Source organism: Pseudomonas sp. fls2-241-TYG-175 (genome assembly GCF_030209155.1).
GTDB lineage: Bacteria > Pseudomonadota > Gammaproteobacteria > Pseudomonadales > Pseudomonadaceae > Aquipseudomonas > Aquipseudomonas viridiflava.
Window position 1 is genome coordinate 105,726 of sequence record NZ_JARVSO010000017.1, and the last position, 16,381, is coordinate 122,106.

Annotated in this window: 19 protein-coding genes; 15 read left to right on the top strand and 4 right to left on the bottom strand. The window is 60.1% G+C overall.

All coding sequences use genetic code 11. From position 1 onward, the window contains the following. Positions 1-146: 146 nt before the first annotated feature. The 7 genes from QRN20_RS14490 to trpE all read left to right on the top strand — a co-directional run bounded on the left by QRN20_RS14490 (position 147) and on the right by trpE (position 7,766). Positions 147-1,271, top strand: coding sequence for an ABC transporter ATP-binding protein (locus QRN20_RS14490; RefSeq protein ID WP_025995960.1), 1,125 nt, complete (start codon positions 147-149; stop codon positions 1,269-1,271). An 82-nt stretch (positions 1,272-1,353) separates the two neighbouring features. Then, positions 1,354-2,388 (top strand): polyamine ABC transporter substrate-binding protein, encoded by a 1,035-nt coding sequence (locus tag QRN20_RS14495; RefSeq protein WP_004885367.1) that lies wholly within the window; start codon positions 1,354-1,356, stop codon positions 2,386-2,388. Between the two features lie 78 nt (positions 2,389-2,466). Further along, positions 2,467-3,714, top strand: coding sequence for an ABC transporter permease (locus tag QRN20_RS14500; RefSeq protein ID WP_004885368.1), 1,248 nt, complete (start codon positions 2,467-2,469; stop codon positions 3,712-3,714). An 11-nt stretch (positions 3,715-3,725) separates the two neighbouring features. Then, positions 3,726-4,550, top strand: coding sequence for an ABC transporter permease (locus tag QRN20_RS14505; protein WP_004885370.1), 825 nt, complete (start codon positions 3,726-3,728; stop codon positions 4,548-4,550). Positions 4,551-4,724: 174 nt separating this feature from the next. Beyond that, positions 4,725-5,399: a ribulose-phosphate 3-epimerase gene (rpe, locus tag QRN20_RS14510; RefSeq protein WP_029243361.1), complete on the top strand. Its 675-nt coding sequence runs from the start codon at positions 4,725-4,727 to the stop codon at positions 5,397-5,399. After that, a complete protein-coding gene (locus QRN20_RS14515; RefSeq protein WP_025995962.1) occupies positions 5,396-6,214 on the top strand; it encodes a phosphoglycolate phosphatase in 819 nt (272 codons plus the stop codon). The genes rpe and QRN20_RS14515 overlap by 4 nt, the downstream gene beginning before the upstream one ends. Positions 6,215-6,284: 70 nt before the next feature. Further along, positions 6,285-7,766: an anthranilate synthase component I gene (gene trpE / locus QRN20_RS14520; RefSeq protein WP_029243360.1), complete on the top strand. Its 1,482-nt coding sequence runs from the start codon at positions 6,285-6,287 to the stop codon at positions 7,764-7,766. A gap of 161 nt (positions 7,767-7,927) precedes the next feature. Here the strand turns inward: trpE and estP are convergent, their stop codons facing one another. The 4 genes from estP to QRN20_RS14540 all read right to left on the bottom strand — a co-directional run bounded on the left by estP (position 7,928) and on the right by QRN20_RS14540 (position 11,550). Next, positions 7,928-9,859, bottom strand: coding sequence for an esterase EstP (gene estP, locus QRN20_RS14525; protein WP_285360627.1), 1,932 nt, complete (start codon positions 9,857-9,859; stop codon positions 7,928-7,930). Positions 9,860-9,972: 113 nt separating this feature from the next. Continuing rightward, positions 9,973-10,215 carry a pyocin activator PrtN family protein gene (locus QRN20_RS14530; RefSeq protein WP_004885381.1) on the bottom strand — a complete coding sequence of 81 codons (243 nt, stop codon included), beginning with the start codon at positions 10,213-10,215 and terminating at the stop codon, positions 9,973-9,975. 317 nt (positions 10,216-10,532) lie between these two features. Next, the gene (locus QRN20_RS14535; RefSeq protein WP_122411056.1) at positions 10,533-10,790 is read right to left on the bottom strand and encodes a DUF1654 domain-containing protein; all 258 of its coding nucleotides are present in this window, start codon (positions 10,788-10,790) and stop codon (positions 10,533-10,535) included. A 148-nt stretch (positions 10,791-10,938) separates the two neighbouring features. After that, complete coding sequence (locus QRN20_RS14540; RefSeq protein ID WP_025995966.1) at positions 10,939-11,550, bottom strand: LexA family protein; 612 nt, start codon at positions 11,548-11,550, stop codon at positions 10,939-10,941. Positions 11,551-11,725: 175 nt separating this feature from the next. Here QRN20_RS14540 and QRN20_RS14545 point away from each other — a divergent pair, with 175 nt between their 5' ends. From QRN20_RS14545 to QRN20_RS14580, 8 genes are all read left to right on the top strand, one after another. After that, a complete protein-coding gene (locus QRN20_RS14545) occupies positions 11,726-12,163 on the top strand; it encodes a hypothetical protein (protein WP_122413326.1) in 438 nt (145 codons plus the stop codon). Positions 12,164-12,467: 304 nt separating this feature from the next. Further along, the gene (locus QRN20_RS14550) at positions 12,468-12,857 is read left to right on the top strand and encodes a DUF3450 domain-containing protein (protein ID WP_004885392.1); all 390 of its coding nucleotides are present in this window, start codon (positions 12,468-12,470) and stop codon (positions 12,855-12,857) included. Beyond that, on the top strand, positions 12,838-13,176 hold the full coding sequence (locus QRN20_RS14555; protein WP_025995968.1) for a hypothetical protein: 339 nt from the start codon (positions 12,838-12,840) through the stop codon (positions 13,174-13,176). Before QRN20_RS14550 ends, QRN20_RS14555 begins: the two co-directional genes overlap by 20 nt. A gap of 86 nt (positions 13,177-13,262) precedes the next feature. Beyond that, positions 13,263-13,853, top strand: coding sequence for a phage tail terminator protein (locus tag QRN20_RS14560; RefSeq protein WP_058431030.1), 591 nt, complete (start codon positions 13,263-13,265; stop codon positions 13,851-13,853). Then, positions 13,850-14,035, top strand: a complete 186-nt coding sequence (locus QRN20_RS14565; RefSeq protein WP_004885397.1) for a DUF2635 domain-containing protein — start codon at positions 13,850-13,852, stop codon at positions 14,033-14,035. Before QRN20_RS14560 ends, QRN20_RS14565 begins: the two co-directional genes overlap by 4 nt. Positions 14,036-14,053: 18 nt before the next feature. Continuing rightward, a complete protein-coding gene (locus tag QRN20_RS14570; protein WP_088234465.1) occupies positions 14,054-15,550 on the top strand; it encodes a phage tail sheath subtilisin-like domain-containing protein in 1,497 nt (498 codons plus the stop codon). 67 nt (positions 15,551-15,617) lie between these two features. After that, a complete protein-coding gene (locus QRN20_RS14575) occupies positions 15,618-15,965 on the top strand; it encodes a phage tail tube protein (RefSeq protein WP_043305456.1) in 348 nt (115 codons plus the stop codon). Continuing rightward, positions 15,962-16,258 (top strand): phage tail assembly protein, encoded by a 297-nt coding sequence (locus tag QRN20_RS14580; protein WP_004885402.1) that lies wholly within the window; start codon positions 15,962-15,964, stop codon positions 16,256-16,258. Before QRN20_RS14575 ends, QRN20_RS14580 begins: the two co-directional genes overlap by 4 nt. Positions 16,259-16,381: the final 123 nt, after the last annotated feature.

Consider the following 16,381-nt stretch of genomic DNA (forward strand, 5'->3'; position numbering starts at 1 on the left):
ATACCCATCCCCGCCATCCTTGTAGGGCAATCCCTACCCCTGGCCTTCCAGCCTGCCTAGGCTAATCTCTCATCAGCCCCGATTTGCGGGGGCTTCGGGCTGTTCTAGTCTTCGAGCCACGCAGACAGAAAACAAAGGTGTGGGTAATGAGCGACGTCGATACAAGCGCTGGAGCAAGTGATGTTCTGGTCAGCTTTCGTGGTGTGCAGAAGAGCTACGACGGCGAAGCACTGATCGTCAAAGACCTCAACCTGGATATTCGCAAAGGCGAGTTTCTCACCCTGCTCGGACCCTCCGGCTCCGGCAAGACCACCAGCCTGATGATGCTGGCCGGTTTCGAAACCCCGACTGCCGGTGAAATCCTGCTCGGCGGCCGCGCCATCAATAACGTGCCACCGCACAAACGCGACATCGGCATGGTGTTTCAGAATTACGCATTGTTTCCGCATATGACGGTGGCCGAGAACCTGGCGTTCCCGCTGTCGGTGCGTGGCATGAGCAAGACCGATGTCGGCGAGAAAGTGAAACGTGCGCTGGGCATGGTCCAGCTGGATACGTTCGCTCATCGCTACCCGGCCCAGTTGTCCGGCGGTCAGCAGCAGCGCGTCGCCCTTGCCCGCGCGCTGGTTTTCGAACCGCAGTTGGTGCTGATGGACGAACCCCTCGGCGCACTCGACAAGCAACTGCGTGAGCACATGCAGATGGAGATCAAGCACCTCCACCAGCGCCTCGGCGTGACCGTGGTGTACGTGACCCACGACCAGGGCGAAGCCCTGACGATGTCCGACCGCGTGGCAGTGTTCCATCAAGGTGAAATCCAGCAGATCGCGCCGCCGCGCAGCCTGTATGAAGAGCCGAAAAACACCTTCGTGGCCAACTTCATCGGCGAGAACAACCGCCTCAACGGCCGTCTGGTCAGCCAGGATGGCGACCGCTGCGTCGTCGAGCTGGAGCGCGGTGAAAAAGTCCACGCGCTGGCGATCAACGTCGGGCAGCCGGGCGGTCCTGTCACGCTGTCCATTCGCCCGGAACGCATCCATCTCAATGGCCGCAGCGAGAGCTGCACCAATCGTTTCTCCGGCCGTGTGGCCGAGTTCATCTACCTGGGCGACCACGTGCGTGTGCGTCTGGAAGTGGCAGGCAAGACCGACTTCTTCGTCAAGCAGCCTATCGCCGAGCTGGATCCTGCGCTGAGCGTTGGCGACGTGGTGCCCATCGGATGGCAAGTCGAGCACGTGCGCGCGCTCGATCCCTTGCAGCAAGTGCATTGATCTATCGATAAAAGCAATAACAGAGGCGAATCGATCGCCCATTCCAATCGCTTACCAACACTGCTCGTGGAGAAAAGAATAAATGCTGAAATCATTGAAGTTCACCGCCATCACCCTGGGGATGATGTGCGCAGCGCAGACCATGGCAGCCACTGACCTGACGGTCATTTCCTTCGGCGGTGCCAACAAGTCCGCGCAGGAAAAAGCCTTTTACGCGCCGTGGGAAAAGGCGGGTAACGGCAAGATCATCGCCGGTGAGTACAACGGTGAAATGGCCAAGATCAAGACCATGGTCGACACCAAAAGCGTGTCCTGGGATCTGGTAGAAGTCGAGTCGCCGGAGCTGGCGCGTGGCTGCGACGAGGACATGTTCGAGGAACTTGACCCGGCGATGCTGGGCAAGGCTTCCGACTATGTTCCGGGCGCCATCACCACCTGTGGTGCCGGTTTCTTCGTCTGGTCCACCGTACTCGCCTACAACGCCGACAAGGTTGCCAGTGCTCCGAGCGGCTGGGCGGATTTCTGGGACACCAAGAAATTTCCGGGCAAGCGTGGCCTGCGCAAGGGCGCCAAGTACACCCTGGAATTCGCTCTGATGGCCGACGGCGTTGCGCCGAAGGACGTCTACAAAGTGCTGGCCAGCAAAGACGGTCAGGACCGCGCGTTCAAGAAGCTCGATGAGCTCAAGCCGAACATCCAGTGGTGGGAAGCCGGCGCACAGCCGCCGCAATACCTCGCCTCCGGCGACGTGGTAATGAGCTCGGCCTACAACGGTCGCATCGCCGCCGTACAAAAGGAAAGCAATCTGAAAGTGGTGTGGACTGGCGGCGTCTACGACTTCGACGCATGGGCCATTCCAAAGGGTTCGAAAAACGCTGAAGCCGCGAAGAAATTCATCGCCTACAGCCTGAGCCCGGAACAGCAGAAAGTCTACTCGCAGAACATTGCCTACGGCCCGGCCAACACTCAGGCGGTACCGCTGCTGGACAAGGAAACCCTGCAGAACATGCCGACGACCCCTGAGAACATCAAGGATCAGGTGCAGATGAACGTGTCGTTCTGGACTGACAACGGCGAATCCCTGGAGCAGCGTTTCACTGCCTGGGCTGCCAAGTAAGCGCGTCACGTTGCGTTAGATCCGGGTGTTCCCTGTACCAAGGGGAACACCCTTCGTTGAAAGATTCCGGAGTTCGCTATGGCCATCGCCGTGCCCCTGACTGAAGGCGCCAGCCCCAACTTGAAGCAACGTCTTGCTCGCGCAGAGCGGGTCAACCGCTGGAAGGCCCAGGCACTGATCGCTCCGCTGGTCATCTTCCTGCTGCTGGTGTTTCTGGTCCCTATCGCCGCGCTGCTCTACAAAAGCGTCGATAACCCGGAAGTCGTTGCCGCCTTGCCGAGCACCGTGATCGAAGTCCAGAAATGGGATGGAAAAGGGCTGCCGCCCGAGTCGGTCTACAAGGCAATGAGCCTGGACCTGGCTGAAACCCGCAAGAATTCGACCCTGGGCGATCTGTCCAGACGCTTGAACGTAGAGCTGGCCGGTTATCGCAGCCTGCTGAGCAAGACGGCTCGTGCGTTGCCGTTCAAGACTGAGCCTGCCTCTTATAAAGAAGCGCTTGAAGCGCTGGATGAGCGTTGGGGCGATCCTGCCTACTGGCAGGCCGTGCGCCGCAACACCAGCAGCATCACCCCGTATTACGTACTGGCCGCGCTGGATCATCGCATCGACGACCTCGGTGAAGTGGCCCCCGCGACCCCCGATCAAGCGATCTATCTGGACATCTTCGCCCGCACTTTCTGGATGGGACTGGTCATTACCGTTATCTGTCTGGTGCTGGCGTATCCACTGGCCTACCTGCTCGCCAGCCTGCCTTCACGGCAAAGCAACCTGCTGATGATTCTGGTGCTGCTGCCGTTCTGGACCTCGATTCTGGTGCGGGTTGCGGCCTGGATTGTGCTGCTCCAGTCCAGCGGACTGATCAACAGCGCGTTGCTGGCGATGGGCATTATCGACAAGCCGCTGGAACTGGTCTTCAACCGGGTGGGTGTGTACATCTCGATGGTGCACATCATGCTGCCGTTCATGATCCTGCCGATCTACAGCGTGATGAAGAACATCTCTCCGACCTACATGCGCGCCGCGATTTCTCTGGGCTGTCATCCGTTCACCAGCTTCTGGCGCGTGTACTTCCCGCAAACCTACGCCGGGATCGGTGCCGGGTGCCTGCTGGTGTTCATTCTGTCGATCGGCTACTACATCACCCCGGCTCTGTTGGGCAGCCCGAACGATCAGATGGTCAGCTACTTCGTCGCGTTCTACACCAACACCAGCATCAACTGGGGAATGGCCACGGCGCTGGGCGGTCTGCTGCTGTTGGCGACCATCGTGCTGTATCTGATTTATAGCTGGCTGGTCGGCGCCAGCCGCCTGCGTCTGAGCTGAGGAGCGTCACCATGCTGAACCCCTACACATCGCCGATCGAGCGCATCTGGTATTTCGCGCTGCGCATCATCTGTGCGCTGGTGCTGCTGTTCCTCGTGCTGCCGGTGCTGGTCATCATTCCGCTGTCGTTCAACTCCGGCAGCTTCCTGGTCTATCCGCTGCAGGGCTTTTCCCTGCAGTGGTATCAGGACTTCTTCAACTCTGCCGAGTGGATGCGTGCGCTGAAGAACAGCATGATCGTCGCTCCGGCCGCGACCGTGCTGGCCATGGTGTTCGGCACGCTGGCGGCCATTGGCCTGACGCGTGGCAACTTCCCCGGCAAGGCGCTGGTCATGGCGCTGGTGATCTCGCCGATGGTCGTGCCGGTGGTGATCGTCGGGGTCGCCAGTTACCTGTTTTTCGCACCGCTCGGGTTGGGCAACAGCTATACCTCGCTGATTCTGGTGCACGCGGTGCTGGGTGTGCCTTTCGTGATCATCACGGTGTCGGCGACGTTGCAGGGCTTCAATCACAATCTGGTGCGTGCTGCGGCCAGCCTGGGTGCCTCGCCGTTGACTGCGTTTCGCCGCGTGACCTTGCCGCTGATCGCGCCGGGCGTGATTTCCGGTGCGCTGTTCGCCTTCGCGACCTCGTTCGATGAAGTGGTGGTGACGCTGTTTCTCGCCGGTCCCGAGCAAGCGACATTGCCACGTCAGATGTTCAGCGGTATCCGCGAAAACCTCAGCCCGACCATCGCCGCTGCCGCCACCCTGCTGATCGGTTTTTCGGTGGTGTTGCTGCTGGTGCTGGAGTGGCTGCGTGGGCGGAGCGAGAAATTGAGGACGCAGGCGGCCTGATGCCGTTGCGCATCGGACGCCTCCGACAATTGCTCGGGTTGTATCAGGCATGAAGCGATCTCTGACATTTACCCGCTGAATGCCTGACAAAAACATCCGGAGTGCACCTGCGACATATCCAGAAACGTTGGAGTACAATGCGCGCCACTGTGATTCTGCTCAAACAGGTGCGTCATGCAGCCCTTCGTTATTGCCCCATCGATTCTTTCCGCTGACTTCGCCCGCCTGGGTGAGGAAGTCGACAATGTGCTGGCCGCAGGCGCGGACTTCGTGCATTTCGATGTCATGGACAACCACTACGTCCCGAACCTGACCATTGGTCCGATGGTGTGCAGCGCGCTGCGTAAGTACGGCGTTACAGCGCCCATCGATGTGCACCTGATGGTCAGCCCGGTGGACCGCATCATCGGCGATTTCGTCGAAGCCGGTGCCACGTACATTACCTTCCACCCTGAAGCCACTCAGCACATCGACCGCTCGTTGCAGTTGATCCGTGAAGGCGGCTGCAAGTCGGGTCTGGTGTTCAATCCTGCGACGCCCTTGAACCTGCTGGAGTACGTCATGGACAAGGTCGACATGATCCTGCTCATGAGCGTCAACCCCGGTTTCGGTGGCCAGAAGTTCATTCCCGGCACGCTGAACAAGCTGCGTGAAGCACGGGCGCTGATCGATGCGTCGGGTCGCGATATCCGTCTGGAGATCGACGGCGGCGTCAACGTCAACAACATCCGCGAAATCGCGGCTGCCGGTGCCGATACCTTCGTGGCAGGCTCTGCCATCTTCAACGCGCCCGATTACCGCGAAGTGATCGAGAAAATGCGTGCCGAACTGGCGTCTGCCCACGCATGAGCGGCTTCGAGCAGCTGTTTGCAGGTCAACTGCCCAAGCTGATCATGTTCGATCTGGACGGAACCCTCGTGGACTCCGTGCCGGACCTTGCCGTCGCCGTGGACAAAATGCTGCTTGAGCTGGGTCGTCCTGCGGCCGGGCTTGAGTCGGTACGCGCCTGGGTTGGCAACGGTGCGCCGGTGCTGGTGCGTCGTGCGCTGGCCAATGACATCGACCACAGCCATGTCGATGACGCGCTGGCCGAGCGCGGGCTGGACATCTTCATGGAAGCCTACGCGCAAAAGCACGAGTTCACTGTGGTCTATCCGGGCGTGCGGGAAACTCTGAAGTGGCTGCAGAAGATGGGCGTGCAGATGGCCCTCATCACCAACAAGCCGGAGCGCTTTGTTGCGCCGTTGCTCGATGAAATGAAGCTGGGCCGGTTCTTTCGCTGGATCGTCGGTGGCGACACCATGCCGCAAAAGAAGCCCGATCCTGCGGCGTTGTTTTTCGTCATGAAAATGGCCGGTGTTCCGGCCTCGCAATCCCTGTTCGTCGGCGACTCGCGGACCGACGTGCAGGCTGCCAAGGCTGCCGGTGTGGCCTGCGTTGCGATGAGCTACGGCTACAACCATGGTCGCCCGATTGCCGAGGAGTCTCCGGCGATGGTGATCGATGATCTGCGCAAGCTGATTCCCGGTTGCCTGGATCAGGACGCTGAGATACTGTTGCCCGACATCGAACGTCCCTCCTTTAGAGATTCCATCGTGGTGGTCACTCGCAAACTCTGGATGAAAGTCATGAAGGCCCTGGCCCGCTGGCGTTGGCGCGCCTGACTTGTTTCTGGCCGGCCTGCCGGTGCGTTTGCCTTACTGACCGTTTTATCCTCAAACCACGAGGTTGCTCATGAACCGTGAAGAATTCCTGCGTTTGGCCGCTGATGGCTTCAACCGCATTCCGCTTGCCCGCGAAACCCTCGCTGACTTCGACACACCGCTGTCGATCTACCTGAAACTGGCCGACCAGCCGAACTCCTATTTGCTGGAGTCGGTGCAGGGCGGCGAGAAGTGGGGGCGGTATTCGATCATCGGTCTGCCATGTCGCACCGTGATGCGTGTGCATGGCCATCGCGTCAGCATTACCCACGATGGCGTCGAGATCGAAACTCACGAATCGGAAGACCCGCTGGCGTTCGTCGAAGTATTCAAGGCGCGCTACAACGTGCCGACCATCGCCGGTCTGCCGCGTTTCAATGGCGGGCTGGTCGGTTATTTCGGTTATGACTGCGTGCGTTATGTCGAGAAGCGCCTGGCCAACTGCCCGAACCCGGATCCACTGGGCGTGCCCGATATCCTGCTGATGGTGTCCGATGCGGTTGTGGTGTTCGACAACCTGGCGGGCAAGATGCACGCCATCGTGCTGGTCGATCCTGCACAGCAGGATGCCTATGAGCATGGGCGCAAGCAGCTTGATGAACTGATGGACAAACTGCGTCAGCCAATCACGCCGCGCCGTGGTCTGGATCTGGACCGTCCTCCTGCGCCCGATCCGGTATTCCGCTCCAGTTTTACTCAGGGCGATTACGAAGCCGCAGTCGATACCATCAAGCAGTACATCCTGGCGGGCGACGTGATGCAGGTCGTCCCGTCGCAACGCATGTCCATCGACTTCAAGGCCGCGCCCATCGATCTGTACCGGGCGCTGCGCTGCTTCAACCCGACGCCTTACATGTACTTCTTCAACTTCGGCGATTTCCATGTCGTCGGCAGTTCGCCGGAAGTGCTGGTGCGGGTCGAGGACAACCTCATCACTGTGCGCCCGATCGCCGGGACCCGCCCACGCGGTGCCAACGAAGAAGCCGATCTGGCGCTGGAAAAAGACCTGCTGTCCGACGACAAGGAAATCGCCGAGCATCTGATGCTCATCGACCTGGGTCGTAACGATACCGGTCGGGTATCGGAGATCGGCACAGTCAAGCTGACCGAGAAGATGGTCATCGAGCGTTATTCCAACGTGATGCACATCGTCTCCAACGTCACCGGCCAGTTGAAGGAAGGCCTGACGGCGATGGACGCTCTGCGAGCGATTCTGCCAGCGGGCACCTTGTCCGGCGCACCAAAGATTCGCGCGATGGAAATCATCGACGAGCTTGAACCGGTCAAGCGTGGCGTTTACGGCGGTGCCGTGGGCTACTTTGCCTGGAACGGCAACATGGACACTGCCATCGCGATTCGTACGGCGGTGATCAAGAACGGCGAGCTGCATGTGCAGGCGGGCGGCGGGATTGTGGCTGATTCGGTGCCTGCGCTGGAGTGGGAAGAAACCCTCAACAAACGCCGCGCGATGTTCCGCGCAGTGGCGCTGGCGGAGCAGACCGCAGCGGAGTGAGAGCCTCCCACAGTCCGTGGTCGCAGCAAGACTCGGGTATAACGCTGAGCACAAGCATGGGCATGATCGGCGTGCTTGAGGTCACGCTGATCGTTCCTACGCTCGTGGGAACGATCATCTTCCGCATGCATCCGGGGACGCTTCGCGTCCCATTCCTTCACTCAGAAGTTCAGGCTCAGCGCCACGTTAGCCCCTTGCTGGGTCACGTCATCGTTCTTGCGCCAGTTGTAGTTGGCGCGCAGCGTGAGGTCCTGGGTGAGTTTCTGGCTGACGCCCACTGTGGCGCGGTTAAGGTTGCGTTGCGGCGTGTAGCCGTCCAGCGTGAAGTCGATGGACGGCACGCTGTTGAGCGACAGGGTCACGTCCTGCTGATCGGTTTCAAACTCCCGTTCACGCGCCACTTCTCCCCAGACCTGCGTCGATGGCGTGACCTGGAACTTGCCCTGCAAACCCACGCCTGCTCGTTTGGATTTGCGCGTCTGGTCGCTGAAGGTCAGAGCTGTCGAACGAGCGCCTTCTTCTGAGTAGCCGTCCACATCGATGTGCGCATAGTCCGCGCTGATGAACGGCGACAGGTGCCAGCGACTGTTTGTACCCGCGATGTCGAAGCCGACACGTGCGCTCACAGCCCACATTTCACCATCGGTATCGCCTTTCTCCTGACCTTGGCTCACGCCCAATGCGAACTTGCGCTCGGCGTTCTCGTAATCCAGCTTGCCGCCTGAGGCCGCCAGATCACCCCACCAGTGGTTGGCCTGATACTGCAGAAACGCGGTGGCGATGTAGCTGTTGAGTTTGTAGTCCGAATCTCGCGGTCCCGCCTCGAGATTCTGTCGATAGGCGCCCGCAACGACACCCGTGCGCCAGTTTTCGGCGAAACGGTAGCTGGTGCCGATCGTCAGGTTGTAGCCCTTGCCGTCTGCATCTGCAGCGGTGTCCTGAGCGTCGATGTCCAGTTTCTGACCGCCTGCCGAGAGGATGCCTTGCCATTGGCCGACCGCCTGCCAGTTGCCAAAGTCGCTGAGCCATTGGGCGTGCAGCTCGTCCTGATGAGCACGCAGGGTGCTGTTGGCCATTTCAGGCAGCAGGGTGATTTCCCAGGGCGCCGACAACAATGAATACGCATAGTCGGCCAGCAGCCGCTGCCCGGCTTCGGTCGGGTGAACGCGGTCGTTGAAGAACAGCTTGGTCGGATCAGGTGTTGTGCCTGAGCGTCCGAAGGTGGCGCTTTCGTCACAGCTGTCGCCGCTGAAACAGGTGCCGACAAGGTCTTCATTTGGATCGAAGCCAAATCGCGCAGGCTGCGCCAGCGTTTCGCTGATCAGCAGCGGCACGTTGAGCGGGATGATCTGCGCATCGATCTGTGAAAGGCGGCTGACCAGTTGCTCGTTGAATCGGGCGCTGAGTCTGGACGTCAAGGATTCCAGCACTGTGCCGCTCAAGGCGGGCGTCTGGCCGATGTCCGGCAGCAGCCAGACCATGATGTGGCGTGCGCCCGCCTGCTGCAGCACCTGCGCGCTGTCGGCGAGACGGTCGGCGGCATCCTCGGCATCGCCGAAACTCAGTACGCGGCCCTGCAGGAAATCGTTGCCGCCTCCGGTCAGGTAATAGAGCGCGTTCGGATCGGCACGAAACCCGTTGCTGGGCAGATAGCCTGGACGGCTGCGCAGAACGGTCTGCGATCCGCTGGTGATGGGCGTCACCGCGTCGGACTGCGTGGTGATCGAGTCCAGGACCTGGTCGGTCCGATAGCCGCCCACCGCCCAGTTGTTGCCATCCGGCTGGCCCAGCGCAGCGTTGACGGGGGAGGTCGAAGCGGCCAGATCGCCAGCAGGAACGTTGAGCATTCTGCCGATAAGCGTGGACGAGTTGAGGTTGTAAACCTCGCCGCTGCCGTCCTGATAGGTCGGCCCGACCCGGTTGGTGAAGCGCAGGGTCGAACCGGCAGGTCCGTCCGTGTCGGGAAACTGCCCGGCATCGGCCAGACTGTCACCGAACACAACCATGGTCGAGTAAGGCGCGGCAACGGCCGTGCTACAGGCCAGCGAAAGCAGACAGGCCGCGAAGGGCCATCGCCTTGATATCGTGATCATGAGAAAGATCCTTTCCTGTTTTTTATTCTGTCTAGGAAACGTAGCAAGCCTCTTCATGACCGCCAGCGCTATCGAAAGTTACCGCCCAATGGTTGGCCTATCACTGGCGTAAATCATGCGGCCCTGTCCGTGACGATATCGTTGAGGTAATTCGCCAGATCGTGCAGGTAGACGAACGGATGGCCCTGGCGCGTGCCGCCGGTGCGGCTGACCTTCAGGGCGATACGCCCGGCGTTGATCTTGCGCAGCAGGTTGCGGTCGTTGGACAGATGGGAGAAGTAGCGCTCGCGCACGGCACTCAGCGATGGGCACGGCGTGGCGAATTCCTTGCGAAGCTGGTCGAGTATGTCGTTCATTCCGTGACTCCTTGTGGTTGTGTCGGTGCAGATGAAAGGCGTAGCGTCATGCCGCGTCTCCACCTGACGGGGCAGGGTGCGTATTGATGGCAGGCGAGGGCCTGTGGCTGGAATTTGTCAGGACCAGGAACTGCCCGGTCTGCCGCTGGATCATCTCGATGAGATGTCTGTCGCAGGCTGCCGGGTGCAGATACACCGGGCAGCGTGCTTTGAGTCGTGTGGTCTGCATGTTCGTACTCCATGACGAGGTGCGAACAAACAATACGATATGTAGCGGAATGGTGCAATACAGATTGTATATTTAAATACGATTTGTATTAGTACGCGTCTGCGGATTCGACGTACCACGACACGTTGACCGAGCCGTTTTCGAAGTTACGCGTCACATTGATACCTTCGGCCTCGCTGATCTGCTCGACGATCTGCTCCCAGTGAACAGGTGATTCACCAGGCTCCCGGACTAACAGTACCTGGTGCTCTATCTGCGCCTTGGGGCTGGTGATCAGGTCCTGGATACGCTGGGCGAGCGCCAGGTAGGCATCGTGTTGCGAGGCTTCAGGTTTCAGGTCGTACATGCGTGAACTCCTTTTTACTGTATGTGCGTACAGTAGTTGAGTAAATTTTCCCACGCAAGCGGCAAACCTTTCCTATCAGGAAGTCATGACCCTGAATGCCGGGCATAAAAAAGCCTCGCTGGGCGAGGCTTGGGGATCATCACGGTGATCAGAGGCGCATGGTCATCTGCCGGATAACACCAATCAGTTTGCATTCTTCGCTGATCGCGATGGTGGGATAGGCAGGGTTGAGCGGCTTCAGGAAGTAGCGCCCGGCGTCCTCGACCAGTTTCTTGAAGGTCGCCTCGTTGCTTTCCGGGAGCTTGGCAATCACCAGCTTTCCAGGGGTTGGCTCGATGCCTGTGTCCACCAGAATCAACATGCCTTCCGGAATGCTCTGGCCTGCGGGTGCCGTCATCGAATCCCCGCGCACCACCAGCCAGAAGGCTCGGCCCTTGGCTTTGTAGTCGCTCAATTCGAAGGTGTCCGAGTAACCGACCGGATAGGGCTCGACCGCCTCGTTCCAGCCACCGGCTTCGACCCAGCTGATCACCGGGTAGCGATAGAAACGCGAAGGCTGCTCCGTTGGCGCAACGTTCTGCTGTCCGGGCTCGTTCCAAGGGATGGAGGTAGTGAGGATCGGCAGGCCCAGCTCGCCAAGCAATCGATTGATGACCTCGATCTTGGGCTCGCGTTTGCCGTTCAGCCAATGCCCGACCGCGCCGGGCGTAACCCCCATGCGTTCAGCCATTTCTTCCTGGCTGATCTGCTGGGTATCCATGACCTGTCTCGCGACTTCATACCATTTATTCATGCGTCGAATCATACAGGCTGTAGGGTGTTCTTCAATATACACATTGTAATGGCGTGTTGTGTATAAAAAATACAGATTGTATTGTCTGCCTTTCCTGAGGACGTCGATAGGCGTTCTCTGTACAGAAGTCAGGAGCGACACAATGATTGAAGAAGTAGAAGCGGTGATGATGCATTGGGGCGAGCAGCGCAATCGCATCGGGCTGAGCGGCGGATTGAGTAGCCCGATGGCCGGGATCATGGAATGGGGCGCTTACATTCCCCGCAGCAAGCCGGGTTCGCGCTCGCTGATCGGCAATGGCAGCGGCATGGACTATATAAGCAGCGAAGTCGAAGCCGCTGTTGCCGAGATGGCGCGCAGCCCGGCCAGGAGCCGAGGACCTGAATTGGCGCAGCTCGCCACCCTGCGTTATGTGGAGTCGTTGCCGGTGCGCGAGCAGATGCGTTTGCTGGGCATTAATGAAGGCGCCGATCGAACCTACCGCAACTGGGTCGACAAGCTCCATCAGAGCATCCTGGCTGCGCTTTCTGCGCGTAGCGCCTCTCGAAGCAACAGGAAGGAGGTCGCACACAGAGCCTGATTTCGCGTCGGATCACGCGGTGTTTCGCACCGCTCATCCGGGTTGACTGCACAGCTGCGGTCGAACTCGGGTTGAAGTCCGGTCAAACTCGACCCACCCCGAAATTGCCCCTTCCCAGCCTTTCCGGAGGGGGGTAAAAAGGTCCCACGATATGCGATTTGCGCCTCGGAACTGCTGCTCAAGGCAGGCCGCGCAACTGTTGAAACGGGTCATTCGTGATCCGCCCCGAAGCCCGCCCTGGCGGACTACCGTCATGGATTTCCCCGGCCGCCACTGTGCGGCCTTTTTTATGCGTGGAGCAAAGATGGACCCAACCGACCTTGGACCAGGCACAGCTACCTGGCTGGGCGGCACTGGCACCATTCTGCTTGGCGGCTTTTTATGGCTGCGCAAGTTTCTTTCCAGAGACGCCGCCGACCGGGCGATGGATAACGCCGACATCGGCACCGTCCGGCGCCTCAATGAACTGCTCGACTCCGAGCGACAGATTCGCAAGGAGGCTGAAGCGCGGGCTGATCAGTTCGCCAAGGAGCGCAACGAACTCGCCGCAGCCGTTGGCCGCATGGAGGGCAAGATCGAAGCGCTGACCAGCCACATCGTGCAGCTCACCGACAAGGTGACCACCCAAAGCGCCGAGATAGCCCGGCTTCGTTCCCAGCTCGGAGGTGCCAACGATGCACAGATGCGTAATTGATTTCATCGCCCGTCGCGCCTGGCGCCAGATCGAGGTCTGGGTGATCGCCGCGTTGATGATCGCAGGCTGCCTGATGCTCGGGTTTCAGGCCGGTCAATGGTCGGCGAATACCGAACACACTCAACAGCTGGCCGAGGTGCGCAAGGCCTACGACGCAGCACTGGGCAGGCGCGATCTTCGTCTGGACCGGCTGGCCGAGAGTACGACCGAAGCCGCTGGCAAGGTCGAAAGCGCCGCCACGGTTGCCAGCGAGGCAGCGCACACGGCCAGTCGTGCTGCCGACAAGGCCAACAAGGTGCTCGACAAGGCAACCCAATAGCTCAAGGCGTTCAGCCGTCCATACCTTCCAGACTGGCAGCCATTGCTGGCGTGCTGGATCGACATTTCTTACACGCGGATTCACTCATGAAGATAACCCCGATAGTTGCCCATCTGCAGGCGACCTGCCCGACCTTTGCCGGGCGAATCAGTGCAGGGATCGACTGGGCGGCTGTTGCCCTCGGCGATCAACTCGCGCATCCCTCGGCTTATGTGATTGCCACCGGCGATCTCGCCACGGCCAACGATCTGCAGAACGTCGTTCGCCAGACCATCACCGACCGGCTGGACGTGGTGGTGGTGCTTGATGGCGGCGACAAGCGCGGACAGGAAGCCAGTGAACAACTGCATGCCATTCGCGCCGAGCTATGGCGTGCGCTGGTGGGCTGGAGCCCGGAGCGCGAGTACGACCCGATGCAATACCAGGGTGGCGCGCTGGTGCAGATCAGCGGTGACCGCGTGACCTATCGCTTCGGCTTCGCCTCGCAGTTTCAGTTGGGTCGCAACCTTGAAAGCCAGCCCGCCGAAACCTGGCACGAGGCGTATCTGGACGGGTTGCCGGGCTTTACCGGTGCCACGTTCGAGATGGACAGCATCGACCCGGCAGACCCCAACCTGAAATACCCAGGCCCGGACGGGCGTATCGAAGTGAAATTCTCAGGAGATGTAAAACCATGACCCAACGCATCACCGTTCTACCGGCCGAAGGCCGCACCGTGCCCGACCCTGAAGCAGGCGATCTGTTGCCTGCCGAAGGACGCGTCGTGACGTTCAACGCCTGGTGGCAACGCCGTCACAACGACGGCGATATCACCCTGCAAACCGAGCAATCCCCCACTCAATCCGCCGAAACGGCTTAATCAAGAGGAAGCCAAACAATGGCTATCAGCTTTAACAACATTCCATCCGATGTCCGCGTGCCGCTGTTCTATGCGGAGATGGACAACTCGGCCGCCAACAGCGCGTCGGCCGGCATGCGCCGTCTGATCGTTGCTCAGGTCAACGACGATGTCACCGGCCCGGAAATCGGTTCGCTGGTGCTGGTGCCAAGCGTGGCGCTGGCGAAGAACCTTGGTGGTCAGGGCTCCATGCTCGCCGCCATGTACGAAACCTGGCGCAAGGCCGACCCGACCGGTGAAGTCTGGTGCCTGCCGCTGCTCAATACCGAAGGCGCCAAGGCCGTTGCAACGGTTACCGTAGCGGGCGCAGCGACCGAAACCGGTCTGCTGAACCTGTATGTCGGTGGCGTGCGCGTGCAGGCTACTGTGGTCAATGGTGCAACGGCGGCTCAGGCTGCCAATGCTCTGTCGGTGAAGATCAACGCCACGCCTGACCTGCCAGTCCGGTCGGTCGTCGACGCGGGCGTGCTGACCCTCTCCTGCAAATGGAGCGGCGTGAGCGGCAACGACATCCGCCTGGAATTCAACCGCCTGGGCAAGACTAATGGCGAAGCGATTCCGGCAGGCCTCACCGCTGAAGTCACCGCCATGACCGGCGGCGTCGGCACCCCCGATCAGGTTCAGGCGCTGGCTGCTCTGGGCGATGAGCCTTTCGAGTTCCTGTGCCTGCCATGGACCGACACCAGCACGCTGGATGCCTGGAAAGCGGCCATGGACGACAGCACCGGTCGCTGGAGCTGGGCGCGTCAACTGTACGGTCATGTCTACAGCGCCAAGCGTGGCACGGTCGGTACGTTGGTCGCCGCAGGTCAACTGCGCAACGATCAGCACATCACCATTCAGGCCGTCGAGATGGCAGCGCCACAGCCGGTCTGGCTGCAAGCGGCTGCTCTGGCGGCACGCACGGCTGTGTTCATTTCCGCCGACGCCAGCCGTCCGACCCAGAGCGGCACCATGCCCGGTCTGGACCCTGCACCGGCCAGCCAGCGTTTCACGCTGACCGAGCGTGAATCGTTGCTGCGTTACGGCATTGCCACGGCGTACTACGAAGGCGGTTATGTGCGCATTCAGCGCTCGATCACCACCTATCAAAAGAACGCTTACGGCCAGGCCGACAACTCGTACCTGGACAGCGAAACCATGCACCAGTCGGCGTTCATCATTCGCCGTCTGCAGGGCGTGATCACCAGCAAGTACGGTCGCCACAAGCTGGCCAGCGATGGCACGCGCTTCGGCGCCGGTCAGCCGATCATCACGCCGAGCACCATTCGCGGTGAGCTGATCGCGCAGTACGCCCGTCTTGAAGAAGAAGGTCATGTGGAGAACGCGGAAGTGTTCGCCCAGCACCTTATCGTTGAACGTGACGGCAACGATCCGAGCCGCGTGAACGTGATGTTCCCGCCGGATTACATCAACGGCCTGCGCGTGTTCGCGCTGCTCAACCAGTTCCGCCTGCAGTACGACGAAGCGGCGTAAATTTTTCCACCAACATCACTTTCAAACCCGCCTCGTGCGGGTTTTTTCATTCTGGAGATAAAAGAACATGGCTCAGAAAGTTGCGGGTACCTGCTACATCAAAGTGGATGGCACCCAATTGACCATCAGCGGCGGCGGTGAAGCCCCGTTGATGAACGTGAAGCGTGACACCGTCGTGCCGGGCTACTTCAAGGAAGTGGATAAAGCCGCCTGGTTGAAATTCAAGGCCGTACACACGCCAGACATGCCGCTCAAACTGCTCACCACCGGTGTGGATATGACCATCACCTGCGAGTTCAACAATGGCAAGACCTACGTTCTGTCCGGCGCCTATCTGGTCGAAGAACCGATCAGCAAGGCCGATGACGGCACCATCGACTTGCGGTTCGATGGCAGTCAGGGGAGCTGGCAATGAGCGAAATCATCGAACTGGCGAGCCCGATCGAGGCTCATGGTGAAACCGTCTCGCAACTGACGTTTCGCCGCCCCACCGCACAGGAAGCGCGCGCCATCAAGGCCCTGCCTTACCGGATCGACAAGAACGAGGACGTGTCCCTCGATCTGGACGTGGCAGCGAAGTACATCGCCGTCTGCGCCGGCATTCCGCCGTCGTCCGTCAACCAGATGGATCTGTGTGACATCAACACGTTGAGCTGGAAGGTCGCGAGTTTTTTCATGGCAGCGGCATCAGCGACCTTGAAGGCCTGATAGCCGTCGTTTACGACCTCGCGTACTTCTGGAAGACCGACCCCGAACTGATGATGTCCAGGGAGCTGGACATCATCACCGAGTCGATCTTGCAGGCGCAACGCATCAACCAGATCCTGCAGG